The organism is Rhodococcus sp. JG-3 (assembly GCF_000482405.1).
Taxonomy (GTDB): domain Bacteria; phylum Actinomycetota; class Actinomycetes; order Mycobacteriales; family Mycobacteriaceae; genus Rhodococcoides; species Rhodococcoides fascians.
In genome coordinates, this window is sequence record NZ_KI519398.1 from 4,903,340 (window position 1) to 4,927,969 (window position 24,630).

General features: G+C 66.5%; 27 protein-coding genes. 4 read left to right on the plus strand and 23 right to left on the minus strand.

Going from position 1 to position 24,630, the window contains the following annotated elements; all coding sequences use genetic code 11:
- Nucleotides 1–538: 538 nt before the first annotated feature.
- From ccsB to hemL, 6 genes are read right to left on the minus strand one after another with little or no spacing between them, the layout of a single operon-like run.
- The gene (ccsB, locus tag K414_RS0124475; protein WP_027498328.1) at nt 539–1,522 is read right to left on the minus strand and encodes a c-type cytochrome biogenesis protein CcsB; all 984 of its coding nucleotides are present in this window, start codon (nt 1,520–1,522) and stop codon (nt 539–541) included.
- A gap of 3 nt (nt 1,523–1,525) precedes the next feature.
- Nucleotides 1,526–3,145: a cytochrome c biogenesis protein ResB gene (locus K414_RS0124480; RefSeq protein WP_027498329.1), complete on the minus strand. Its 1,620-nt coding sequence runs from the start codon at nt 3,143–3,145 to the stop codon at nt 1,526–1,528.
- Nucleotides 3,142–3,951, minus strand: coding sequence for a cytochrome c biogenesis CcdA family protein (locus K414_RS0124485; RefSeq protein ID WP_032369910.1), 810 nt, complete (start codon nt 3,949–3,951; stop codon nt 3,142–3,144). The genes K414_RS0124480 and K414_RS0124485 overlap by 4 nt, the downstream gene beginning before the upstream one ends.
- 5 nt (nt 3,952–3,956) lie before the next feature.
- Nucleotides 3,957–4,547 (minus strand): TlpA disulfide reductase family protein, encoded by a 591-nt coding sequence (locus tag K414_RS0124490; protein WP_027498331.1) that lies wholly within the window; start codon nt 4,545–4,547, stop codon nt 3,957–3,959.
- Entirely contained in the window at nt 4,540–5,202 is a 663-nt protein-coding gene (locus K414_RS0124495) for a histidine phosphatase family protein (protein ID WP_027498332.1), read from the minus strand. Before K414_RS0124495 ends, K414_RS0124490 begins: the two co-directional genes overlap by 8 nt.
- Before the next feature lie 51 nt (nt 5,203–5,253).
- The gene (gene hemL / locus K414_RS0124500) at nt 5,254–6,573 is read right to left on the minus strand and encodes a glutamate-1-semialdehyde 2,1-aminomutase (RefSeq protein ID WP_027498333.1); all 1,320 of its coding nucleotides are present in this window, start codon (nt 6,571–6,573) and stop codon (nt 5,254–5,256) included.
- 117 nt (nt 6,574–6,690) lie between these two features.
- Between hemL and K414_RS0124505 the strand changes: the two genes are divergently transcribed.
- The gene (locus K414_RS0124505; protein WP_027498334.1) at nt 6,691–7,197 is read left to right on the plus strand and encodes a pyridoxamine 5'-phosphate oxidase family protein; all 507 of its coding nucleotides are present in this window, start codon (nt 6,691–6,693) and stop codon (nt 7,195–7,197) included.
- Here the strand turns inward: K414_RS0124505 and K414_RS27910 are convergent.
- From K414_RS27910 to K414_RS0124525, 4 genes are read right to left on the minus strand one after another with little or no spacing between them, the layout of a single operon-like run.
- The gene (locus tag K414_RS27910; protein WP_051365271.1) at nt 7,194–7,721 is read right to left on the minus strand and encodes a hypothetical protein; all 528 of its coding nucleotides are present in this window, start codon (nt 7,719–7,721) and stop codon (nt 7,194–7,196) included. The genes K414_RS0124505 and K414_RS27910 overlap by 4 nt on opposite strands.
- 53 nt (nt 7,722–7,774) lie before the next feature.
- Complete coding sequence (gene bioD / locus K414_RS0124515; protein WP_027498335.1) at nt 7,775–8,464, minus strand: dethiobiotin synthase; 690 nt, start codon at nt 8,462–8,464, stop codon at nt 7,775–7,777.
- The gene (locus K414_RS0124520; protein WP_027498336.1) at nt 8,461–9,606 is read right to left on the minus strand and encodes an 8-amino-7-oxononanoate synthase; all 1,146 of its coding nucleotides are present in this window, start codon (nt 9,604–9,606) and stop codon (nt 8,461–8,463) included. Before K414_RS0124520 ends, bioD begins: the two co-directional genes overlap by 4 nt.
- Before the next feature lie 27 nt (nt 9,607–9,633).
- Entirely contained in the window at nt 9,634–10,932 is a 1,299-nt protein-coding gene (locus K414_RS0124525) for an adenosylmethionine--8-amino-7-oxononanoate transaminase (RefSeq protein WP_027498337.1), read from the minus strand.
- 72 nt (nt 10,933–11,004) lie between these two features.
- On the opposite strand from K414_RS0124525, the gene K414_RS27915 reads away from it, so the two are divergent.
- From K414_RS27915 to K414_RS0124540, 3 genes are read left to right on the plus strand one after another with little or no spacing between them, the layout of a single operon-like run.
- Entirely contained in the window at nt 11,005–12,351 is a 1,347-nt protein-coding gene (locus K414_RS27915) for a serine hydrolase (RefSeq protein WP_152530471.1), read from the plus strand.
- A gap of 46 nt (nt 12,352–12,397) precedes the next feature.
- The gene (locus tag K414_RS0124535; RefSeq protein WP_027498338.1) at nt 12,398–12,604 is read left to right on the plus strand and encodes a hypothetical protein; all 207 of its coding nucleotides are present in this window, start codon (nt 12,398–12,400) and stop codon (nt 12,602–12,604) included.
- Nucleotides 12,605–12,647: 43 nt separating this feature from the next.
- Nucleotides 12,648–14,615: an acyl-CoA dehydrogenase gene (locus K414_RS0124540; protein ID WP_027498339.1), complete on the plus strand. Its 1,968-nt coding sequence runs from the start codon at nt 12,648–12,650 to the stop codon at nt 14,613–14,615.
- Between the two features lie 148 nt (nt 14,616–14,763).
- On the opposite strand, the gene K414_RS0124550 is transcribed toward K414_RS0124540, so the two are convergent.
- The 13 genes from K414_RS0124550 to K414_RS0124610 form a co-directional block, all read right to left on the minus strand.
- Nucleotides 14,764–15,939, minus strand: coding sequence for a PQQ-dependent sugar dehydrogenase (locus tag K414_RS0124550; RefSeq protein WP_027498340.1), 1,176 nt, complete (start codon nt 15,937–15,939; stop codon nt 14,764–14,766).
- Between the two features lie 85 nt (nt 15,940–16,024).
- Entirely contained in the window at nt 16,025–16,228 is a 204-nt protein-coding gene (locus K414_RS0124555; RefSeq protein WP_027498341.1) for a heavy metal-associated domain-containing protein, read from the minus strand.
- A 21-nt stretch (nt 16,229–16,249) separates the two neighbouring features.
- Complete coding sequence (locus K414_RS0124560; protein ID WP_027498342.1) at nt 16,250–16,531, minus strand: metal-sensitive transcriptional regulator; 282 nt, start codon at nt 16,529–16,531, stop codon at nt 16,250–16,252.
- 16 nt (nt 16,532–16,547) lie between these two features.
- Nucleotides 16,548–16,799 carry a hypothetical protein gene (locus K414_RS27920; RefSeq protein ID WP_037219547.1) on the minus strand — a complete coding sequence of 84 codons (252 nt, stop codon included), beginning with the start codon at nt 16,797–16,799 and terminating at the stop codon, nt 16,548–16,550.
- Entirely contained in the window at nt 16,796–17,284 is a 489-nt protein-coding gene (locus K414_RS0124570; protein WP_027498343.1) for a hypothetical protein, read from the minus strand. The genes K414_RS27920 and K414_RS0124570 overlap by 4 nt, the downstream gene beginning before the upstream one ends.
- A complete protein-coding gene (locus tag K414_RS0124575) occupies nt 17,274–17,714 on the minus strand; it encodes a hypothetical protein (RefSeq protein WP_027498344.1) in 441 nt (146 codons plus the stop codon). The genes K414_RS0124570 and K414_RS0124575 overlap by 11 nt, the downstream gene beginning before the upstream one ends.
- Nucleotides 17,715–17,749: 35 nt before the next feature.
- Nucleotides 17,750–17,923: a hypothetical protein gene (locus K414_RS29485; RefSeq protein ID WP_155288423.1), complete on the minus strand. Its 174-nt coding sequence runs from the start codon at nt 17,921–17,923 to the stop codon at nt 17,750–17,752.
- Nucleotides 17,924–18,004: 81 nt separating this feature from the next.
- Nucleotides 18,005–18,643, minus strand: coding sequence for a hypothetical protein (locus K414_RS0124585; protein ID WP_230591122.1), 639 nt, complete (start codon nt 18,641–18,643; stop codon nt 18,005–18,007).
- Nucleotides 18,640–19,614, minus strand: coding sequence for a porphobilinogen synthase (hemB, locus tag K414_RS0124590; protein WP_027498346.1), 975 nt, complete (start codon nt 19,612–19,614; stop codon nt 18,640–18,642). Before hemB ends, K414_RS0124585 begins: the two co-directional genes overlap by 4 nt.
- Nucleotides 19,615–19,707: 93 nt before the next feature.
- Nucleotides 19,708–21,270, minus strand: a complete 1,563-nt coding sequence (locus K414_RS0124595) for a bifunctional uroporphyrinogen-III C-methyltransferase/uroporphyrinogen-III synthase (RefSeq protein ID WP_027498347.1) — start codon at nt 21,268–21,270, stop codon at nt 19,708–19,710.
- 159 nt (nt 21,271–21,429) lie between these two features.
- Nucleotides 21,430–22,389: a hydroxymethylbilane synthase gene (hemC, locus tag K414_RS0124600; RefSeq protein WP_027498348.1), complete on the minus strand. Its 960-nt coding sequence runs from the start codon at nt 22,387–22,389 to the stop codon at nt 21,430–21,432.
- Entirely contained in the window at nt 22,386–23,783 is a 1,398-nt protein-coding gene (locus K414_RS0124605; protein WP_027498349.1) for a glutamyl-tRNA reductase, read from the minus strand. The genes hemC and K414_RS0124605 overlap by 4 nt, the downstream gene beginning before the upstream one ends.
- The gene (locus K414_RS0124610; protein ID WP_027498350.1) at nt 23,780–24,592 is read right to left on the minus strand and encodes a redox-sensing transcriptional repressor Rex; all 813 of its coding nucleotides are present in this window, start codon (nt 24,590–24,592) and stop codon (nt 23,780–23,782) included. Before K414_RS0124610 ends, K414_RS0124605 begins: the two co-directional genes overlap by 4 nt.
- Nucleotides 24,593–24,630: the final 38 nt, after the last annotated feature.

Here is a 24,630-nt window from a genome sequence, read left to right on the forward strand (position 1 = left end):
CCATGGCCATGTCGGACGAAACCGGTGGCACAACCGGTGGACCCGATGCTTCGGGCATCGTCGGCATCTCGTCGGTCGGTGGCGTCACCTCGACGGGTGGAGTCGGCATTGCCGCGACAACAGGATTCGGGCTCGGGGCATCCGCGGGCGGCATGGCGATGGGGGTGGATCGGAACGGTTCACGCTCCCCCGAAACCCCAGACTCCCCCACAACCCGAGACTCCCCCGAAACCCGAGACTCCCCCACAACCCGAGAAGACCCCGCAGGCTCGGCAGACCCCGCAACCCCCGAAACTTCCCCAACTCCAGCAGACCCGGGAACCGGGGTCTCGGTCACCACCGGCTCCGGCGTGTTCGGGGGTTCGTCGTCGTCCATCGGTCGGACGGGTTGCCAATTGTTTCCGTGCCGATCGGCCATGACCGATTTCCCCCCAGTGTGCGTCCCGCGTCGAGTGCCGGCTCGGATGTCTCCCCCATCGAGCCGGATCGGACGCTACCAGCTGCACGTCGGCAGCGGAGCGTGTGGAACGCGCAGCGGTCAGTTCAGTCCTGCGTAGCTGTGCAGACCGGAGACGACCATGTTGATGATGAAGAGGTTGAACAGCATGGCAGTGAATCCACCGACGTTGATCCACGCGGCGCGGGTGTTTCGCCAGCCGGAGGTGGCGCGGGCGTGCAAGTAAGCGGCGTAGATGATCCACGTGATGAAGGACATCGTTTCTTTGGGGTCCCAGCCCCAGAAACGTCCCCATGCGGCCTCGGCCCAGATCGCGCCGAGGATGACGCCGGCTCCGAACAGCGGGAAGGCGACGATGGTCGTCTTGTAGGCGAGTCGGTCGAGGGCTTGGGCGTCAGGGAGCTTGGAGGCGAAGCGGCCCCAGAATCCCACGCTCTCCTCGCCGAGGGGCTGTTTGATGCGCAGCAGGAACAGCAGGCTCGCGACTCCGGAGACCAGCAGGATGCCGCTGCCGACGCTGACGATGGTGACGTGGATGGGCAGCCAGTAGGAGCGCAGCGCCGGGACGACGGGTGCGGCGTCTGCGTAGAGCTTGGTGGCGGCGAAGAACATCAGCACGATGATGGGTGCGAGGACGAACACCAGCATCGGGCGCATCGTCTTCTTGCGCAGCACCACCACGGAGGTCAGTGCTGCGGCAGCGGTTGCCATGGTGACGAACTCGTACATGTTGCCCAGCGGGAATCGGTGGGTGGCGAATCCGCGGAGCACGACCGAGGCGATGTGTAGGACGAGGGCCGGTGCGAGCAGCGCGAAGCCCATGCCTGCGAGGCGCTCGGACAGCGGGCGCTTGGGTGCCTCGATGACGCGTCCCGGGCCGGAGGACGCAGCCTGCGACGACGCGGTCACGGGGGCTCCGGCACCGACGAGCTCCTTGGCCTGAGCGGCCGTCGCCTTGGCGGAGGCGTACTGAGCGATGAGCAGGACGAATGCGAGCACGTAGATGGTGAAGGCTGATTCGAACGACCAGTCGCTGTACTGCGAGAGTGTCTCGTTGATCGGCATCGGTCAGTTCTCCTGTTTCGAGGTGTCGCCGAGCAGGCGGGTGCACAGGCGGTCGAACTCTTCGCCCCACCCCGCCTGATCGGTGCGTGCAAGTCCGCCGAGTTCTACTACAGTACGTCGTGAGTCGCCGTCGGCGGTGAGTCGGACCCAGATTCTGCGACGTTTGATCACCAGTGAGACGAGCAGTCCGCCCATCATCGTCAGCGCGAACACCAGGACCCAGGTCTGAGCCGGGTCGTGCGAGACCTGCAGGTTGACGAATTCCTTCGCCCCGTCGAATCTGACGACGGTGCCGTCGCTGAGTGTGGCCGACTCCCCGGGCATGAGGTTGACGCGGTCCTGCTTGACGAGCCTGCCCTGGGCGATCATTTCCTGATCGAGCGAGAAGATGGATTGCGGGAGTCCGGTGTCGAGTCCGGTGTCGCCTTTGTAGATGTCGATGGCGACGGCTGGGTCGTTCATCGCCGGGAAGCTCGACGACAGCAGACTGCCGTGGAACGACGCGGTCGGGGCGAACAGTCCTTCGATGGCGATCTGGTTCTTACGCCGGTCCAGCGCGTCGGGGTAGAGGCCACCGGGTGGGTCGACTCGCAGTACCCCGCTGGAGAGGAATGTGGTGGCGTCCGTCGGCTGCCATTGGATGGTGTCGGTGCGGGTCTCGCCGTTCGGGAACGTCACCGTGAACGTGGGCGCGTAGCCGTGGCCCTGCAGGTAGACGCGGTCGCCCGCGACCCGCAGCGGATGGTTGACCTGCAGTCGGTCGTCCTGCCAGTCGTTGTTCGCCAGATCTTCGCCGGCCTGGTACTGGATGTTCGAGGTGAACATTTCCGCCTGGCCGTTGTCGAGGTAGTCCGCCTGAAAATCCTTGACTCGCAAGCACAACGGCTCGAGGTCGGTGCCGTCGACGAGGTTGCCCGCCCGGAACGAGTCGTAGTTGGCAGGCGTGGAGGTACAGAATCCGGGGCCGTCGTCGGCGATGACGATGCGGTTTCCCTCGTAGCCGAGCAGCTTGCCCATGGCGATCGCGGCCAACAGTCCGACGAGCGAGAGGTGGAACACGAGGTTGCCGAGTTCGCGAACGTAGCCCTTCTCCGCCGAGAGCGTCACTGCCCCGCTGCCCTCGGACCGTTGCGCGACGCGCCACCCACGCAGCTGAGTACGGACCTGGGCTGCGATCTCCTCGGGTGCGCCGTCGACGTCGTACCGGGTGTGGTGCGGCAGGCGCGAGAGGTTCCGCGGCGCACGAACGGGCTTGGTACGCAACTGTTTTGCGTGCTCGATGCACCGCGGCAGGATGCAGCCGATCAGGGAGACGAACAGAAGTGCGTAGATCGCGGTGAACCAGAAGCTGCCGAACACGTCGAACAGTTCGAGCTTGTCCATGATCGGACCGAGGGTCGGGCGGTCCGCGATGTATTGGTCGACCTTGCCCGCGTTGAGGCTGCGTTGCGGTACCAGGGCTCCGGGCACGGCGGCGAAGGCCAGCAGGAACAGCAGCACCAGTGCGGTCCGCATACTGGTGAGCCCGCGCCAGGTGTTGCGCACCACGGCCACGGCCTTACCGAGTACGGATTGCTTGTGCGGCGGCGCCGCTTCTGTCCGCTCCTCGGTCTCGGCGGTCATATCGGCAACACCACATCGGAGACGAAGGCGTCGCGCACCCAGCCGACGAATTGATCCCAGGCACCGGTGACCAGTGCAATTCCTACCGCTATCAACATGATTCCGCCGAACACCTGTATCTGTCGTGCGTGTGTACGTAGCCAGCCGACGCCTCGCAGTGCGCTGACCGATCCGAACGCGAGGATCACGAACGGCAATCCAAGACCGAGGCAGTACGCCACGATGAGGGTGACTCCGCGGGCAGCCGTGGCACCGTCGGTGCCTGCGGCGAGCGAGATGACGCCGGCGAGGGTGGGCCCGAGGCACGGGGTCCAGCCGAGTGCGAACACTCCCCCGAGCAAGGGCGCTCCGGCGAGGGAGCCGATCTGCTTCGGCTCGAACCGCACATCGCGCTGCAGCGCGGGAATCAGTCCGACGAACACCAGGCCCATGGCGATGGTGACGACGCCGCCGATTCGCATGAGCAGTTCGCGGTTGATCGCCAGCACCGAAATTGCGCCGAACACCGACGCGGTGGCGAGAACGAACACCACGGTGAATCCGAGGACGAACAGCCCCGCGGCTCCCGCGACGCGCAGCCGACCGCTGCGCACCTTCGTCTTGACGGCCGCTTCGTCGGCGCTGACCGCCGGTGCGTCGGCTCCGACGACCCCGGCGAGGTACGACAGATATCCCGGAACCAGCGGTACGACGCACGGTGATGCGAAGGAGACGAGCCCGGCCAGGACGCAGGCTCCGAGGGCCAGCAGCAGCGGCCCGGAGGCCGCAGCTTCCTGGAAACTCGCGCCGACGCCGGCTAGGTACATCTCGCTCACGGCTGCACAGGCTCCTCGGCTGCCACGCGCTCGACGACGGGCTGCAGGTCCTCGACGAGCAGTTCACGCAGGAACACTGCGGCCACGCGGTGCTGTCGATCGAGCACGATGGTCGTCGGAATGACAGAGGTCGGAACGCCACCGAGCGCGGTCAGGGTGCGCATCGGCGGGTCGTAGATCGAGGAGTACGTGACGTTGTTGCTGACGACGAAATCCTGTGCTGCGGTCTGTGATTCGTCGCGCACGTTGATGCCGAGGAATTCGACGCCGGAGGCTTTGGTGGCCTCGTAGACCTTCTCGAGGTCGTCCGCTTCTCCGCGGCACGGTCCGCACCACTGACCCCAGACGTTGAGGACGACGACGTCACCCTCGTAGTCCGACAACGAGGTCGTCTTGCCTTCGGTCATCAGGTCGGGTCCGGAGAGTTCGCCGAGTGCGCCGCGGTCGGACGGCGGATCGTAGAAGATTTCGGTCTTTCCGCCGGGCGAGACGAACTGGAAGGTTCCGCCCTGAGCAACCGCGTCGGTGCCGGTCGAACAGCCGGCGACGAGGGCCACAGCGGCAACCGCGAGTAGTAACCTACGCACCGGTGATCCTCGGGTCGGATGCTCCTGCTGGCTCGGAGTAGACGAGATCGACGAGCTGATCGCCCTCGTAGACCAGTGACGTCAGCGATGCGAGTCCACACTGGCGATTGCGCGGGTCGTGCCAGAGCCGGTCGCCCTGGAGGAACCGGCGCAGCGTCCAGACCGGGAGTTGGTGGCTCACGCAGACGGCCTCGTGCCCGACGGCTGCGACTCTGGCCGCGTTGACGGCCGCGAGCATGCGGTGCGCGATCTGCAGATACGGCTCGCCCCAGGACGGGGTGAACGGGTCGCGCAGCTTCCACCAGTGCCGAGGCCTACGCAGGGCTCCGTCGCCGACGGCAACGCGCAGCCCCTCGAACTCGTTACCCGCCTCGATGAGGTTCTCGTCCTCGGACACCGTCAGGCCGTGGGCTGCCGCGATCGGGGCGGCAGTCTCCTGGGCGCGTTGCAACGGCGACGCGACGACGTGGGTGATGTCGTGACCGGCGAGCGCATCTGCGACGGCCTTGGCCTGGGACTGGCCGGTGACCGACAGCTTGAAGCCGGGCAGCCGCCCGTAGAGGATGCCCTTGGGGTTGTGCACCTCGCCGTGCCGGAGGACGTGCACGATGGTGCGCGTCGTCGAGTGCGGATGTGTTGCGGGGGCCTCGGTCACGTCGGGGTCCTGTTTCTCGCTAGTCGGGTGGTGATCACTTCTGAGTGGACGTCACAGTGGTGCTACAGCGGCTGCCGCAGCCTTCGCGGCGGCCGGGGCCGCGTCGGCGATGATCTCGAAAGCTCGGTCGTCGAGAGCAGCCGAGACGAACCATGCCTCGAATGCGCTCGGCGGCGGGTACACCCCGCGAGAGAGGAACGCGTGGAAGAACGCCGGGTAGCGCCACGTCTGGGCAGCCTTGGCCTGCGCGTAGTCGGTGACGGGTCCATCGGCGAAGAACACACTCACCATAGTGCCCGCGAACTGCACGTGGTGGTCGACGCCTTCGGCGGTGAGAGCATCGCCGAGCAGTGTTCCGAGTCGCTGCGAGTTGGTCTGCAGCTTCTCGTAGACGGCTGCGTCGGCCAGTTGCAGACTCGTCAATCCGGCAGCGACGGCGACGGGGTTACCGCTGAGCGTGCCCGCCTGGTACACCGGCCCGGCCGGTGCGAGGTAGGCCATGACGTCCGCGCGGCCACCGAATGCTGCGGCCGGCAGTCCACCGGACATGACCTTGCCGAAGGTGTAGAGGTCGCCGGCGACACCGTCGATGCCGTACCAGCCTGCGGCGCTGACACGGAATCCGGTCATCACCTCGTCCATGATCAGCAATGCGCCGCGCTCGGTCGCAAGTCGGCGTAGTCCCTCGTTGAAGCCGGTGATCGGCGGGATCGCGCCCATGTTGCCCGCGGCCGCTTCGGTGATGATGCACGCGATCTCGCCGGGATTGGCGTCGAACGCGGCGGTGACGGCGTCGAGGTCGTTGTAGGGAACGACGATGGTGTCCGACGCCTGAGCGCCGGTCACTCCGGGTGACGTCGGCAGTCCGAAGGTGGCCAGCCCCGAGCCCGCGTCGGCAAGCAGGGCGTCGACGTGGCCGTGGTAGCAGCCGGAAAATTTGAGGATCTTGGTGCGACCGGTGAAGCCGCGCGCCAGACGCACCGCGCTCATCGTGGCCTCTGTGCCCGAATTCACAAGGCGAACCTGGTCGACGGGGCCGACGCGGCGCACTATTTCCTCGGCGAGTTCGATTTCGCGCTCGGTGGGTGCGCCGAACGACAGTCCGGTTGCGGCCGCCTTCTGGACTGCCTCGACGATGGCCGGATGCGCGTGTCCGTGGATCATCGGACCCCAGGACGAGATGAGGTCGACGTAGGACTTCCCGTCCGCGTCGGTCATCGTGTATCCGCTGGCCTGCGTGATGAAGCGTGGAGTGCCGCCGACCGATGCGAACGCACGCACCGGAGAGTTGACGCCACCTGGAATCACTGTGCTCGCGCGGGCGAAGAGTTGGGCCGATACGGGGGCGTCGTTGCCGTCAGGAACAGTCACGACTTCCAGTGTCCCAGGTTCTGCGAAATCACCAACTACAGGGCGTAATAATCACCGAAACAGGGAGTCGGCCTGGTTTCGGCGATTGAAGACCCCCACCCCGGGTATTTACTTTCGATGACAAACACCGATGGCGTCACCAAAGTCGCCGAATTGATGTCCGATGCCGGACTGTGCATGTTCACCACCGTGGGCCGAGACGGCCACCTCATCTCGCGTCCGATGGCACTGCAGGAAGCGGAGTTCGACGGGGACCTGTGGTTCTTCGCAGCGCAGGACTCCAGAAAGGTACGCGACATCGCCGCCGACCCGACGGTCAACGTCTCGTTCCAATCCGGTCAGGGCTGGGTGTCGCTGTCCGGTACTGCTGCGGTCGTCGAGAACAAGGCCAAGGCGGAGGAGCTGTGGAATTCTCGGGCGGCCGCGTGGTTCGAGAAGAACCCCGATTCACGTGAGGTCGCTCTGATCCACGTGGCCGCCGAAGGTGCCGAGTACTGGTCCACCCCGGGCTCGAAGGTGTCGACCCTGCTGGCCTACGCCAAGGCGAAGGTCACCCATGAGCGTCCGAACCTAGGCGAGAACGACGTGGTCGAACTCGAACTGCCCAATACCTCAACGAGCTAGTTCCGCTCGTGCCGGGCTGCCGTCGGGGGCAAGTCCGGATTACCGGTCACGCCATGCTGTCCTGCCTCGGACCGGTCGGTACTCGCGTTCCGATCGACATTCGCGTTGTGCTGCGCACCGAAGTCCCGATCCGCGCCCGCGTCGCGGCCGACGTTGTGGTCACCGGTCACCTTGCGGTCGCCCTTCACATCCGGATCGATGTGGTTCGCGCGCTCGAACTGTGAGTTCACTTCGTCGCGTGATGCCGCCGCGACTCCCTGGTGAGACTGGGCCTGCTGAGCAAGTTTCTCTGCCTCGGCAGCTTTGACGTCCGCCTCCGCCTGGGCGCGGCGTGCCTTGGCCTCGCTCTCGCGGGCCTGCAGTTCACGCTCCTCGACGACGGTCGCTTGATCGGCCGCCTTCTCGCGAAGGTGGTTCGCTTCCAGCCTCTTTCGCTCTTTGCCCTTGCGTGCCACAACCAGGGCGACGGCAACGACCAACACTACGACTACTACTGCAACGATGATCCACACTGCGGTGCTCATGATGGAACTCCCGATCTGTTCCGACTGCCGAAGTGGCAGACGTTCCGAGCCGGTTACCCGAGTAATGAGCCGGCAAACTCGCCGAACATCGTCCAGGCGAGCGCGCCGAAGTCCTGTGCGTCCAGCGCGGCGGCCCCGTTCGGCACACATGCCCGCAGCTCGACGCCCGTCACGAGCGGCAACTCCTCCACGTTGACCCGCGCCGCCAGATCGGGTTCGGCCGGCCACGATCCGATCACCAGGCCCGCACATGTCACACCCGCTGCGCGCACCGCGGCGACGGTCAGCGCGCTGTGGTTGAGCGTCCCCAGCTCTGCCCCTGCCACGATCAGGACCGATGCGCCGACGGCGCCGGCGACATCGAGTGCGGTGAACCCGCCGGCACCCAGGCGCACCGCTACCCCGCCCGCACCCTCGACCACGACGAGATCGTGGGCCTCGTCGAGCCCTCGCACCGCGTCGACGACGTAGTCGAGTTCGAGCATCGACCGACCCGAACGGCGTGCTGCGACGTCGGGCGCGAGTGGCTCGGGGTACCGCGCCAGCTCGATTCCGCGGACTCCCGAAAGACGTTCCACCACATCCATATCCGACTCGTCCAGGCCGTCGTCACCGACTCCGGTCTGCGCCGGTTTGCACACCGCCACCGTCCGTCCATGTGCCCGGGTTGCGGCCGCGAGCGCCGCGGTCACCACGGTCTTGCCGACGCCGGTCGACGTTCCGGTGACGAGAAGAACCGTCATCCCGACACCGCCGCACGCAACACCGTCGAGAGAACGGACGTGGCACGGTCGATATCGGTGTCGCTGAGGTCGGCGCGCGCGGTCAAGCGCAGCCGAGATGCGTTCGCGGGAACCGACGGCGGCCGAAAGCACCCGACGCGCACGCCCAGGTCAAGACACTCCCCGGCCGCGCGGACGGCACGCACGGCGTCGCCGAGTACTACCGGAACCACCGCCGACGCCGTCGGCGAAACACCGGCGGCCGCCGCCAATTGCCCTGCCCGCCGACCGATCGCAGCGACCCGATCGGGTTCGCTGCGCAGCACCGCCAGCGCTGCCGATGCCGCGCCGACCGCGGCCGGGGCGAGTGCGGTATCGAAGACGAAGCTGCGCGCACTGTGCAGTACCTGGTGCCGTACCGACGCCGGCCCGAGCACCACCCCACCCTGCGATCCCAGCGCCTTGGACAGCGTCGCGGTGATCACCAGGTCCGGCAGTCCCGCCACACCGGCGTCGTGGACGGCACCGCGCCCATCGTCACCTCGGACGCCCAGCCCGTGGGCTTCGTCGACGATCAGCACCGCGTTCCATCTCCGGCAGGCCGCGTACAGCTCGTGCAGCGGCGCCAGATCGCCGTCGGCGCTGAAGATCGAGTCGGTCACCACGAGCGCGCGAGATTCCGTTCGTTCGCGGAGCAACTGCTCGACGTGCTCGACGTCGCGATGCCGCGCCACGGCCACCCGCGCCCGAGACAGACGGCAGGCATCGATCAACGACGCGTGCGACGCAGCGTCCGAGATCACGACGGAGTCGCGGTCGGCGAGCGCGGTGACGACTCCGAGATTGGCGGTGTAGCCGGACGAGAAGACCAGTCCGGTCTCGGCACCGACGAAGTCGGCAAGGTGCTGCTCGAGCTGTTCGTGGGCGGTGGTCGTGCCGGTGACCAGTCGAGATCCGGTGGACCCGGCACCCCACCGACGCGTGGCCGCGCAGGCCGCGTCGACGACGTGCGGATGTCGAGACAGGCCGAGGTAATCGTTCGACGCCAAGTCGAGTGTCGAATCCTCGGGACTGCGAGCGTGGACGACGCGCTCGAGTCCGGCCGCGCGACGGTCGTATGCGGCGGCGTCGAGCCAATCGAGTGCACTCATGTCCACGACCATACTTGAACAGCGTTCAAGTATGGGTGTTCAAGTATGGTCGCGGGCCACCGCCACCATGGCATCGGCGATGGCTGCCACATCGGCATCGGTACAGACATACGGCGGCATCGCATAGACCAACCCGCCGAACGGCCGCAGCCAGACACCTGCGTCCACGGCGACGGCCGTCGCACGTGCCATGTCGACCGCGCCGGTCAGTTCGATCACCCCGATTCCGCCGAGCACGCGCACGTCGGCCACGCCCGGGAGCGACCGGGCCGGCTCGAGCCGTTCGGTCAGCACGTCTGCGACGGCGGCGACCTCGGCGCGCCAGTCGCGCGAGAGCAGCAGCTCCACTGACGCCACCGCGATCGCGCAGGCCAGTGGATTGCCCATGAACGTGGGCCCGTGCATCAGACCGCCCGCCTCACTGCTCGACACCGTCTCGGCCACGTCGGTGGTGCACAGCGTCGCCGCCAGCGTCATGTAGCCGCCGGTCAACGCTTTGCCGACACACATGATGTCGGGTGCGATGCCCGCGTGATCGGCGGCGAACAGCTCACCGGTGCGGCCGAACCCGGTGGCGATCTCGTCGAAGATCAACAGCACGCCGTACTCGTCCGCGAGTCGGCGCAGTTCGACCAGCAGACGTGCGTCGTGGAAGCGCATTCCGCCGGCACCCTGCACGATCGGCTCGACGATGATCGCGGCCACGTCGTTCGCATGCGCCGCGAGCACCTGCTCGAACTCGGCGACGTAGGCGGCAATACCCGCCGCATCGGACGCGGCGGGTGGCGCGGACGCGAACACCTGCTGCGCCAGCACACCGGTCCAGATCCTGTGCATCCCACCGTCCGGATCGCAGACACTCATCGGCGCGAACGTGTCCCCGTGATAGCCGCCCCGCCACGTCAGCAACTTCGTTCGCCCGCTCTCACCCCGCCCACGCCAGTACTGGACTGCCATCTTCACCGCGACTTCGACGGACACGGACCCGGAATCTGCGAGGAACACCTTGTCCAGCCCGGCCGGCGTGATCGAGACCAGCAGCTCCGCCAATCGCGCCGCCGGCGCATGAGTGAGGCCTCCGAACATCACGTGACTCATGCGGTCGAGCTGGTCTCGCGCTGCCGCGTCCAGCACCGGATGCCGGTAGCCGTGCACCGCCGCCCACCACGAACTCATCCCGTCGACGAGTTGGCGGCCGTCGGCCAACGTCAGTCGAACCCCGGACGCGCTGTCGACGACCAACGGTGTCGTCGTCGACGGAAACCCGCTGTAGGGATGCCAGAGATGCTCGGAATCTATTCGACGGACGTCGTCTGAAGTAAGCACGCCAGAGCACACTGCCACAGCACCCGACCGGCCGTACCGAGACTGGGCGGGTGGCGAAATGTCCGAATCCTTTAGCATTGCGACTTGACGACGCGCACCGTGACGAGACTGGCAGGGGTGGTCGTGGCCGTAACTCTGACGCTGTCCGCCTGCGGGGGACCGTCCGAAACGCCGACGCCCACGACCACCACGGCACCGGCGTTCGCGATCGACACCTCGACGCCGCTGGGCGCGATCAACGACCGAATTCTGCAGTGGATCAACGCCGACGCCGCCCCGGATCCGGCGGCGGTGGACGCCGTCACCGGCGCGGAGCTGGCGGCAGCACTCGAGCCGATGGGCGGGCTCGTCACCCCTCTCGAGAAGTTGCGCGCCGGGGCGCCGAACGTGGCGACGGGTTTCGAGGCCGGCCCGGACAGCGCCGTTCTTCGCTTCACCACCGCCGGCATTCCGGCCACGATCACCACTTCCCTCGGTGCCGACGGCACGCTCGACGGCATTCTGGCCAGTCCGGAAACTCCGACGATCTCGTCCTTCGACGAGCTCGATGCTGCCCTGTCGAAGGTGGCTCCGAATTACTCCTACAGCGCGTCTCGTCTGAACGGCGGTGAGTGCGAGTCGGTGTACTCGGTCAATGCCGACGCGATGCTTCCGCTGGGATCGGTGTTCAAGCTGTACGTTCTCGGTGCGCTGACCGACGAGATCGAGGCGGGCAGCGTGCGATGGGACGAGCAGCTCACCATCCGCGACGAGAACAAGAGTGCGCCATCGGGTGAGCTGCAGAACCGCCGCGACGGCACGACGGTGTCGGTACGCGAGGCCGCGGAGAAGATGATCTCGCTGTCCGACAACACCGCCACGGACCTGCTGATGGAACGCCTCGGTCGGGGCCGCGTCGAGGCTCAGCTCGCCACGATGGGTCATCACGATCCCGCGGCGATGACGCCGATGATGGACACCCGACAGTTCTTCGTCATCGGATTCGGGAATCCGAACCTTCGTTCCGAATGGGCGGACGCGGACGCCGACGCTCGCGAGCAGCTCCTCGAGCAAGCCGATTCCCGGCCGCTGGACATCGACTTCGAGAATTTTCTCGACAACCCGGCATCGGCCGACGGCGTGGAGTGGTTCGCGAACGCGCAGGACGTGTGTGCGGCCATGGGGTACCTGGCAACCGGCCCGTCGGCGGAGGAGAACCGTCGGATCCTGGCCATCACCCCGGGTGTGCAGCTCGATCCCGCTCGGTGGCCGTACTCCGGCTTCAAAGGCGGAAACGCTCCTGGCGACCTCGCCGCGGCGTTTTTGACAACCGACGCCTCGGGGCAGGACTGGATCGTCACCGAGCAGTTCCGGGCGGACGGTGCCATCGACCTGATCCCGTCCAGCTACGCGTTCCTGGTTGCGCAGGAAGCTTTCGCTCTGTTGAAGTGAGTGGGATTTGTAACACTGGTGTTACCGCTGGATTACACTCGTGCCCGTGGAGGCACAACACGAACCGGCTCAGCAGGCGTGGCCGACGGGCTTCAAAGAGTTCCTGGTCTGCGAGTTCACCGACTTCAGTCCCCTGGTGACCAGGGCCATGGAGGACAACTGCGCGTCGCTGTTCCACGACGGTCCCTACGGCAGATCCGGCTTCTGGCGGACCTTCCGGGCCGTGTTCCGAGAATTCGTCTGGCCGGTCTGAAGTTCCGGGCCTCACGGGCCGCGGCAAAAGGTTACCGTCGAGTATGGCAACCACAACGGATCACCTTCGGAACACTCTGGACGGCCGCTGGCGTGATGTGAAGAACGAGGCGCGCAAGCAACTCGCGCGCGACGAGTTCCGCCCGCATTACACACCGAATACCGTCATCGCCCGCACCAAGGCGCTCGAGCAGCTCAAGCTTCTCGCCGCGGCCGGGGCTGCCGACAACGGATTCAAGAAAGAACACGGCGGTACCGGAGACGTCGGTGCCGCGGTGACGATGATCGAAATGCTCGCGATGAGCGACCTGTCGTTGATGGTCAAGGCCGGGGTCCAGTGGGGACTGTTCGGCGGTGCCATCGAGAACCTGGGTACCGAGCGGCACCACGAGGCGTACGTACCGAAGATCATCAACCTCGAGTTGCTGGGTTGCTTCGCCATGACGGAGACCGGACACGGCAGTGACGTGCAGTCTCTCGAGACGACGGCGACGTACGACCCGAAGACCGACGAGTTCGTGATCAACTCACCCACTCCGTCCTCCCGCAAGGACTACATCGGTGGTGCCGCCGAGACCGCGACCGTCGCTGCCGTCTTCGCGCAGCTGATCACCGCAGGGCCGGGCGAGGAGCCCGAGGGCCACGGCGTGCACTGCTTCTTCGTACCGCTGCGGGACGAGAACGGCGACGATCTCCCCGGCGTGACGACCTCGGATTGTCAGTACAAGGGCGGACTCCCCGGCGTGGACAACGGCCGACTGATGTTCGACCATGTCCGCATTCCGCGGGACAACCTGCTCAACAAGTACGCCGACGTCTCTGCCGACGGCACGTACACCTCCCCCATCGAGAATCCGTCCAGGCGGTTCTTCACGATGCTCGGCACGTTGATCCGCGGGCGCGTCACAGTCGGTGGCAGCGCTGCGGCCGCAGCTCGTGTCGCCCTCGACATCGCGACGCGATATGCGTTGCAGCGCAGGCAGTTCGCTGCCCCCGGTTCCGATCAGGAAGTGCTGATCATGGACTACCTGGTGCATCAGCGTCGACTCTTCCCGCTCATCGCCAAGTCGTACGCACTGCAGTTCGCGCAGAACGAGCTGGTGTCGAAGATGCACGAGCTGCAGACTGCGGACAACCCGGATGCCGAGGAGCAGCGCGAGCTCGAGTCGCGTGCCGCCGGCCTCAAAGCCGCCAACACCTGGCACGCCACTGCCGCGATCCAGGAAGCACGCGAGGCATGTGGCGGCGCTGGCTACCTGGCCGAGAACCGGCTGATCTCACTCAAGGCCGACACCGATGTGTTCACCACCTTCGAGGGCGACAACCACGTGCTCACACAGTTGGTGGCCAAGGAACTGCTCACCGCGTACGCCGACGACGTGAAGTCGATGAGCCCGGTCGAGTGGGTCAAGTTCGCAGCCGACATGGTCGGCGATCGCGTCGTCAAACGCACTGCGGCGCAGGCGATCATGCAGACCATTCTCGATCGGCGTCAGGACAACGAAGAGGAGGGGTCGCTGTTCAACCGCGGCACCCAGGTCAAGATGTTCGAGGATCGTGAGGAGTATCTGCTGTCCACGGTCGCGCGCCGTCTGCAGTCGAAGTCGAAGGAGAGCAGTTCGTTCGACGCGTTCAACGCGGTACAGGACCACGTTCTGCACGCTGCGAGCGCCCACATCGACCGCATCATCTTCGAGGCCTTCATCGCCGGTATCGAGTCGTGTGAGGATGCGACCACCAAGGACCTGCTCGAGGAGGTCTGCGATCTCTACGCCCTGTCGGTGATCGAGGACGACAAGGCCTGGTTCATCGAGCATCGCTACCTGTCCACCGAGCGCTCCAAGGCAGTGACTCGCGCGATCAACGAGCGGTGCCGCACCCTGCGTCCGCATGCGGAGTTGCTGGTCGACGGCTTCGGAGTGCCCGAGGCTCTCGTCGGTGCAGCAATGCTCGGCGAGCCCGGAGCGGGTACCGAGGAAGAACCGGCCGGAAACCCCAGCCACGCGCACTGACGCGTAATCGGGGTTCAGCCGGGAGAGATCGCGAAGACCCGGCAGGGACCACCGGTCGCGCCCGCGTGCTTCGGTGCGCCGACGACGACCGTGGCCCCTGCCGGGGGCACGGCTTCCAGATTCGCCAGTGCCTCCACGCGGCCGCCTATCAGCCGGCAGCAGGGGTGACGAGCAGAACCTTGTCGTCGGATCCGTTGTCGGTGGTCAGCAGGAAGGCTCCGTCGCTTCCGAAGCTGGTGAGCGAGCGCAGCCGACCGTAGGTACCCACCAGGGCGTCGGCTTCGTCGACGTAGTCCGTGCCGTCCTCGGACAGCTTGAGGAACACGAGCTTCTCGCCCTGCTGACTCGACACCACTGCGGAACCGTTCCAGGAACCCCATCCCGCGCCGTTAGCGAAGGTCAGGCCGGGGGTTGCGATCGTGGGACTACCCGAACTCCACACCGCCGCGCGGGCCCCGGGCACCCGGGTGGGATCGGTCATCGGCACCGACTCGTCGTAGACGAACGGCAGCCGATCCGGCCGGTAGCCGTAGTTGCCGCCGGGGACCAGCAGGTTGAGTTCGTCGTCCCTCGTGGTGCCCTGCTCCACCTCGTAGATGTCCTGAGTGCCGGGTCGTATTGCGAGCCCCTGTACGTTCCGATGACCGAGCGTGAAGACACGTCCGGGTGCATCGGCCGCCGCCGAACCATCGGCGTTGATGTGCAACACCTTGCCGCCCAACGAGTTTCGATCCTGCGGCACCGACGGCGACGCAGTGTCGCCGGTGCCGATGTACAGGGTGCCGTCGGGGTGGGCCAAGATGCGGCAGCCGCCGTGGCGACCACCGTCGGCGACGGGGATGTCGTCGACGAGTGTGCCGGTGCGCGTCAACTCGGTCCATGCAGAGTCGACGGTCCACGACACCACGGCGATGTGGTTGTCGGTGCCCCCGCCCGCACTACCGGTGCCCGCACTGCCGGCACCTGTTCCCTGACCCTGCACGCCCTGGCAGGTGTAGATGGTTCTGGATGTGGCGAAGTCCGTCGCCAGTGCGATGCCCATCAGGCCTGTCTCGCCCGACGCGTAGAGATCGCCTAGATCCGCTTCGAGATCGCGAGTGGCACCGCCGACATCACGAATGACGAATCGTCCCGCTCGCTCGCCGGTCAGCACCGTCCCGTCGGGGGCAACCACGGCATCCCACGGTTTCGCGAGCCCGTCGAGCACGGTGGTGACCGTCAGGTCGGGCAGCGGATCGGCCTGTGCCGTCGCGCCCGTCGAGCATGCCAGCGTCAGGAAGACGCTGGCGGCGAGTACTCCGGAACTGGACACCAGCTTGTTCATCCACACTCCTGACGACGATCGGCCACCAGCCCGATATGACCGGTATCACACGATCATAAACACACCGAGGAGATGGCCGACGCAGTCAGGACGCGATTCGGTAGCCGGCTTCTTCGATCGCGGCGTCGACGGCAGCAGCGTCGAGTTCCGCGTCACTGCTGATCACGACGGCTCCGGTGTCGACGTCCACATCGACGCCCGTGACGCCCGGAACCTCGGACACTTCTTCCTTCACCGACGCTGCGCAATGCGCGCACGTCATACCCTCGACGGAGTAGGTCGTCTGCATTTTGTTACCTCCTGTGCCTGGTCAGGAACGTACGAGACGCGCAATGGCCTCGGACGCCTCTTTGACTTTCGCGTCTGCTTCGGGTCCGCCCTGCCGCGCGGCGTCGACGACGCACCCGGCGAGGTGGGCGTCGAGCAGCTTCAGCGAGACGGACTGCAACGCCTTCGTCACCGCAGATACCTGGGTGAGGACGTCGATGCAGTACCGGTCGTCGGCGACCATGCGTGAAATGCCGGCCACCTGCCCCTCGATGCGACGCAGTCTTTTCAGCAGGTCGTCCTGTTCGGCGCTGTAGCTGCTCATGCCGTCGATCATACCCCTACCCGGTATGGGGAGGTTCGTCCGTCAGCAGTCGACGGACGCCATCGATGGCAACCAGTCCCCCGACGATCACCGCCAGGGCGGCGACCGCAATCCACGACCCCGAGTAGTACGTGCCCGTGTACGCCGGAGACACGTCGGGAACGGCGACGAATTCGGTGGTGCGTACGCCTGCCTTCCAGCACACCATCGCGCAGATCACCGCGAATACTGCGAGGACCAGTTCAACCCAGCCGACGGACTTCCTCACACGTACTCCTGCTTCGCCGTCTCGAGTGCGGCGCGTAGACCGTCGTCGTCCTTTGCCCACGCTTGCACCAGACCGCCGCCGACCAGTCGCAGCCCGATGCCGTGCCGTTTGCGCGGCACCCCCGAGAGCTCACCGAGAACGCGTGCGGTTTCCCACTTCTTCGGCTCGTATTCGCCGTCCTCGTACTCGGCAGGCGGGAAGATCTCCGTGATCTCGGCGACGTCGACGGTCTCGGTCCCCTGGCGCAGCTGCCGGGTGGTCAGCTCGACGCTGACATGCATCCGGGCCGCGCGGAGCTGTACGTAGGTCAGTCCGACGAGAATGAGCGAGAACAGCGCCAGGGCGAACCAGTGAATCACCGGTCCCGACGCCAGCTCGACTGCGAGCACCACCAGACAGAACGCGGGGCCCCACAGCAGGGCGCGCCAACGGCCACCGGGCTCGTGGAACAGAACGGGGTCGGTGCCGCCGAGATCATTGCTCACGAACGAACCACTCTCGCGCCGACGGGCGATACACCAGCACCGATGCAACGACCAGTGCGATCGTGATGATCAGCAACACGAACGGGAAGACGAGCGCGGCGAAGGTCAAGAGCAGCGCGGTGGCCCCGGACAGCGCCACCAACGCCCGTCGGAACCGTCGGTCGCCACCTCGGACGGGGCCCGACATCAGCCCCACTGCCAGGCCGACCACCCCGAAGATGACACCGAGACCTCGGAACACGGTCAGAAAAGAGTCGATCTGTTCGTCGCTCGCGCCGCCGTCGGTGAACGACGCGCGGATCTGATCGACGGGCAACGTGAGCGCGATCATGCAGACGACGATCAGCATCACTGCCGACGCCAACCACAACCAGTACGCGGTGGAGACCACCCGGGGACGAACCATCGATTCGTCAATGTCAGCACTCACGCTCGACATACTGCCACCGCGCGGTGGCGCAGAGTTCAGCCGGCAGAAATTCCCAGCGCCATGATGGCGATGGCCGCCGACACGGCGAGCAGCAGACCGAGCAATGCCCACCCGGGCCTGCCGTTCTCGGCGGGACACGCGTTGCTCTCGGCCGCCGCGATCGACTCCGGGAGGGCACGACTGGGCGGCACCGGAATGTTCTCTGCCATGTTCGATCCGATCACTCGATACGTTTATCGAAAGTGATGGTAGTCACACCGACAGGCTCGGCGCGCGGAACACGCTCGAAATCAGCGCTTCCGCGAGGACAGGAAGTACTCGTTGGATTCCTTGCGGTGCATCAAGTAGATCGCACCCGCAGCAAGCACACCTTGGCCGATGCTCAGCACGCTCATGACGATGTTCATCGCACCGGTACTCGATGCGATCGCGAACAGGTCGAGAATCGTCGTGAACACGGTGATCGAGCCGATGATGGTCAGCAGCATGCGCGCCCACATCTTGCCGGCGCGCATCCGCTTCACCCAGAACAGGAACAACGCACCGAATCCCGCGACGACGAACAGCGTCACGACGAGCATCACCGTCACCATCGACTGCGTGGACTCGACGGTCATGTCCGCCGCCGCACCCTGTGCTGCGAGGTCGTCGAGCAGAGACTGCGCGAATTCCGCGCGTGCGCCGAACAGCGTCCACACCGAGTACAGCGCCGAGATCGCACCGATCAGCGCAACTCCCCACCACAGGTGCCGGGCAGTCTCCACATCCACCGGTGCCGGGCGAGCGGCCGGCTCGAGCTCGGGACCGGACTGAGGGAAGCCGTGTTCGAGCTCCCAGCGCTGCCAGTCCGGTTGCAACGGAGGATTGTTCGGCACGTTGCTGTCAGGATTGCTACCGTCCGCGTTGTTGCTCGGAGGAAAATCGTTCACAGCCAGCCCGCCACTTCGGTTGCCCAGTAGGTCAGTACGACATCTGCACCGGCGCGCCTGATGCCGACGAGCGATTCGAGGACCGCGGCGTCCCGGTCGATCCACCCGTTCTGGGCAGCGGCGGTGATCATGGCATACTCCCCCGAAATCTGGTACGCCGCAACCGGAACCGGTGACATCTCGGCCACGTCGCGGAGAATGTCCAGATACGACATCGCCGGCTTGACCATCACCATGTCGGCACCCTCGGCAAGATCGAGCTCGACCTCGTGGGTCGCCTCACGACGGTTGGCCGCGTCCTGCTGATACGTCCGACGGTCACCCTGCAGCGACGAGCCGACCGCTTCACGGAACGGTCCATAGAACGCAGACGCATACTTCGCCGAATACGCCAGCTGCCCCACCTCGACGTGACCGGCCGCATCGAGTCCAGCACGAATGGCACCGACCTGGCCGTCCATCATGCCGCTCGGCCCGAGCAGGTGCGCTCCGGATTCCGCCTGCGCGACGGCCATGTCGACGTACCGCAGCAACGTCGCGTCGTTGTCGATCGAGCCGTTCTCGCTCAGCACACCGCAGTGGCCGTGCGAGGTGAACTCGTCGAGGCAGGTGTCGGCCATGATGACCGTCGAGTCACCGAGATCGGCTTTCAGACGGGCCAGGCCCCGGTTGAGGATTCCGTCGGGATCCGTTGCCCCCGAACCGTTCTCGTCCTTGTCCTCGACCTTGGGGACACCGAACAACATCACGCCGCCGACACCGGCTGCGACTGCTTCCTCGGCGGCCCTGCTCAGCGAGTCCAGCGTGTGCTGGAACACTCCGGGCATCGAGCTGATCGCGCGGGGCTCGGAGATGCCGTCGGCGACGAACATCGGCAACACCAGATGCCGTGGCTGCAGCGACGTTTCGGCCACGAGGCGGCGCAGTGCCGGAGTGCGGCGAAGGCGTCGGGGACGGTCGGTGGGGAACAAGCGAACCTGCCTCACTTGGTTCGTCGTGCGCGTTGTGTGTGGCCGGAGCTACGCACAACGCGCACGAGGCGCATTCAGCGCCTGCGTGACTTCTTACCGCCTGCGTGACTTCTTGCGCGGTGGCGGCAGTGCACCCTCGGCTCGCAGCCGAGCCGCGTGTTCTGCCAGTGCCTCGACCAGCGGTCCGACCTGAGCCGACTCCGGCTGCACGTCCACGCGCAGACCGAACTCGACGGCCGTCTCGGCGGTCTTCGGGCCGATGCACGCGACGAGCGTGCGAGCATGCGGCTTACCTGCGATGCCGACCAGGTTCCGCACGGTGGAGCTCGAGGTGAAGCACACCGCGTCGAATCCACCGGTCTTGATCATCTCGCGGGTCTCGGCGGGGGGCGGCGCTGCCCGGACGGTGCGGTAGGCCGTGACGTCGTCGATCTCCCAGCCGCGTTCGCGCAGCCCTTCGGCGAGCGTCTCGGTAGCAATGTCGGCGCGCGGCAACAGAACTCGATTGACCGGGTCGAAGACCTCGTCGTACGGCGGGAAGTCCTCGAGCAGTCCGAGCGAGCTCTGCTCCCCCGACGGAACGAGTTCGGGATTGATGCCGAACGAGCGGACCTTGGCCGCGGTTGCCTCACCGACACAGGCGATCTTGACGCCGGAGAACGCACGCGCGTCCAGGCCGAATTCCTCGAACTTCTCCCACACCGCGCGAACGGCGTTGGTCGAGGTGAACACGACCCACTGGTAGCGGCCGTCGACCAAGCCCTTGACGGACCGTTCCATCTGAGCAGGGCTGCGCGGGGGCTCGACGGCGATGGTCGGAACTTCGATGGGGATGGCCCCGTGGGTGACGAGGCGATCGCTCATCTCGCCGGCCTGGTCCTTGGTGCGCGGCACCAGCACGGTCCAGCCATACAGTGCGCGAGACTCCCACCAGGACATCTTGTTTCGTCCGGAGACGACCTTGCCGACGGTGACCACCAGAGATCCGACGAGCTCGGATCCCGCGTCGTTGAGGGTGGCCAGTGTGGCCTCGACGGTGCGCTGCTGACGGGTGGTGCCGCGCACGGTGATGGCTGCAGGTGTCTGCGGTGCCAGGCCGTGTTCGACGAGGGCACTGGCGGTTTCGGCCAGGTGCCCCGCCGTGGCGTGCAACACCAGCGGGCCGGGAGCAGCCGCGAGTGCAGCCCAGTCGACCTCGCCGCGAACGTCCGCTTCGGTGTGGCCGGAGCCGAGTGCCATGCCCGCGTAACTGGGTACCGCGGAGCCCGAAGGCAGACCGGGCAGCACCTCGAACGGCACGTGAGTGCGGGCCACGGCACTGACCTCGGCGATCACCGAGTCGGTGGTCAGCGGATCTCCCGAGACCAGACGCACCACATCGTGGCCGTTCTTGGCTTCGGCGAGAAGGGTTTTGGCGACCTCGGCGGGCTCGCCCAGTGCCGGGCGCACCTCGACCCCGTTCTCACCCGTCTCCGCATCGCGAGGGACGTCGGCACCGACGAGAGCGGTGACACCCTTGTCGACGTCGGGATCGGTGAAAGCGAGCTCGGCCGCTCCGAGCACTTCCCGTGCCCGGACCGTGAGCAGAGCCGGGTCACCGGGCCCGGATCCCACGAACAGGATCCGTCCGTTGGTGTTCTTGCGGACTGGGCTCATCGGTTGTTCTCCAGTGCTGTCTTGTATGGGTACTGCAGTTCTATCGGGGTTGCGGTGCCCCGTTTGGGAATCAGCCGGGCAGTGGCGATCGACTCTCTTCGCACTACGGGACGGGTCGCCGCGCGTTTGGCGCGTCCGCGAACGGGTGCCGTTATTGCCCTAGACATGAGATCCGCCCTGTGCTGGTTCGGTGACCGAAACGAGTTCGCGTGCACCGAGATCGAGTAGTTCGCGGGCCAGTTCGCGGCCCAGTTCCTCGGCCCGGTCGGGTGACCCGACGATCGACGCGCGAATGGTGTCGCTACCGTCGATGGCCGCGACGCAGCCGCGCAGCGACAACTCGTCGAAGATGCGGCCGTCCTCGTCGATGGACTCGACGACCTCGGCGATGGCACCCACCGGCGCGGTGCAGCCGGCTTCGAGTTCGGCGAGCAGTCCGCGTTCGGCGGCCACTGCGGCCCGCGAATGTGCATCGTCCAGTGTGGCGATGGAGGCGGCGAGATCGGTGTCGCCACTGCGACATTCGACGGCCAGTGCACCCTGTGCGGGAGCCGGCAGCAACTGCACCGGATCCAGCGCTTCTGTGACGACGTCCAACCTGCCGATACGGGCCAGTCCTGCCCGCGCGACGATGACGGCGTCGAGCTCACCCGAGGCCACCTTGCCGATGCGGGTGTCGAGGTTGCCGCGCAGGGGTCGAACGTCCAATCCCTGTCCGAGAGCACGCAATTGAGCAATTCGGCGGGGCGCGGAGGTACCCACCTTCGCGTCGGCGGGCAGCTCACCGAGCACGAGCCCGTCGCGGGCCACCAGTGCATCGCGGGGATCTTCACGCGCCGGAATGGCAGCGATGGTGAAGCGCTCGTCGGCGGCGGTCGGCAGATCCTTGTACGAGTGCACGGCGATGTCGACGGTGCCGTCGGCCAGGGCCTCACGCAACGCCGCGGTGAACACTCCGACGCCGATGGTCTGCACCGGTGCTGCCGACAGGTCGCCTGCGGTCTTGACGATCACCAGTTCGGCTTCGACTCCCGCCGCGGCGAGAGCCACCCGAACCGTGTCGGCCTGAGTGGTCGCGAGAAGGCTTCCGCGAGTACCGATCTTGACGACGCCGGTCATTCCTGATCCCCCTCGGCGGTGGTTCCGGGGCGAAGATCGGTACGGCTTGCCGTGAAGTCGTCGACCAACTCCAGCGAACCGATTTCCATGGGAGTCGCCACGGCCTCGACCGAACCGGGGCTGAGCTCGAACAATTCGCGCAGCGCCGCAGCATAGGAATCTCCGCCGGGCGTGCTGGCGAGCTGCTTGACGCGCACCGTCGGTGAATGCAGCAACTTGTCGACGACGCGGCGCACGGTGCGGGCCACTTCGTCACGCTGCGGGGAGTCGAGCCCGGGCAGCCGCGACTCGAGCCGCAGCAGTTCCCCCTCGACCACCTCGGCGGCGCGCTGGCGCAGCGCCGTGACGGTGGGGGTGACCTCGGCAAGTCGTTGTCCCGCAAGGTAACCCGAGAGCTCGTTGGAAACGATTTCGCGTGCGGCCGACGCGTCGTTCGCGGCAGCTCCGGCAGCGGGGTCGCGCTGCAGGGATTCCATGTCGAAGACGGTGATGCCCGGCAGACCGGAGACGGCCGGGTCGACGTCGCGCGGCAGTCCCAGGTCGCAGATCACGAGCGGCCGGTCTGCGTCGCGGCGGGCGAGTGCGAGGTGGGCGTCGGCGATGGAGACGACGGCCCCCACCGCACCGGTACAGGTGACGAGGATGTCAGCGGCGGCCACTGCGTCGGCCAGGTTCTCGAGCGCGACCGAGGAGGCGGTGATTCCGTTCGAGACGGCGTTCTCGGCCAGGTGGTCGGCTCGTTCGCGGGTGCGGTTGACGACGGTCAGCGAGTCGATTCCGGCGCGGCCAAGGTGTGCGACGGCGAGTCCGCCCATCGCTCCTGCGCCGAGGACCACCGCGGTGCGGCCGCGGAGCGAGCCGCCGAACACGTCTGCGGCGCGGTCGAGAGCGACGGACACCACCGAGGCTCCGGCGGCGTCGATGCCGGTTTCGCTGTGCACGCGCTTGCCGACTCGCAGAGCCTGCTGCGCGAGTTCGTGCATGACGCGGCCCGATGCCTGCTGACCGTCCGAGGCGGCGTAGGCCGATCGAATCTGGCCGAGGATCTGCTGCTCTCCGATGACCATCGAGTCCAGGCCACTGGCCACGGCGAACAGGTGCTCGACGGCTGCCTCGCTGTACCGAACGTAGGCGTGCTTGGTCAGGTCGGCGATTTCGAGGCCGGAGTGCTCACCGAGAACTTCGCCGACGACGGTCAGTGCGCCGTGGAACGCGTCGACGACCGCGTAGATCTCGACGCGGTTGCACGTGGAGACCACCATGACCTCGGAGATGTTTCCGCTGGCCATCAGTTTGTCGGTCAGTTTCGGGCGATCGGTGTCCGTGATGGCGACACGCTCGAGGACTGCGACGGGAGCGCTACGGTGCGATATCCCGACGAGAAGGACACTCACGGTGCAATCACCGATCCGTTTCTTGTCGAACTGTTGACTGGGCTTGGATTACCGGCGATGCGCGGGCCGTGACTGCGGCCCAGACGCGAGGTGGAAGGCAGTGGTGACGCCGACACGGGCGTCGGCACCGGGGCCGTCACGATCGTCGGCCCGGACACGTTGCGGGAGCTGTTGAAGGACAGAACCTGCATCTCGACGGCCAGGTCGACTCGGCGTACCTCGACGTGGTCGGGGACGTCGAGCACCATCGGCGAGAAGCTCAGGATGCACTCGACTCCGCCCGAAACGAACCGGCCCGCCACCTGGTGGACGGCCTCGTCGGGAGTGGCGATGACACCGATGGTCGCCTCGAGTTCGCGGCAGGCGTCTTCGAGCTCGTCGATATGCCGAACGGTGAGTCCCTCGACCTCGGTGCCGACTCGCGCGGGGTCGTTGTCGAACAGGCCGACCATGGTGAATCCGCGACGTGCGAAACCGCCGTATCCGGCGAGGGCCTGACCGAGGTTGCCCACACCGGCCAGTACGACGCGGTGGCCACGGTCGAGCCCGAGAGCACTGTCGATCTTGGCGCGCAGGCGCGCGACGTCGTAACCGACTCCGCGCACACCGTTGGGTCCGAGGAACGAGAGATCTTTGCGCAATTTCGCAGATCCGACGCCTGCTGCGGTGGCAAGCTCTTCACTCGAGACGATGAGAACGCCTTCGTCTGCAAGGATCGAGAGGACCCGCAGGTATGTCGCCAGACGAGTGACCGTAGCCTGAGGGATGACCCGCTCTACGCCGCTGGGCGACGGGCGCTCTTCGGTCACGTCTGGGGCTCCTCGTCCGAACGGCGTCGATGCCGGTC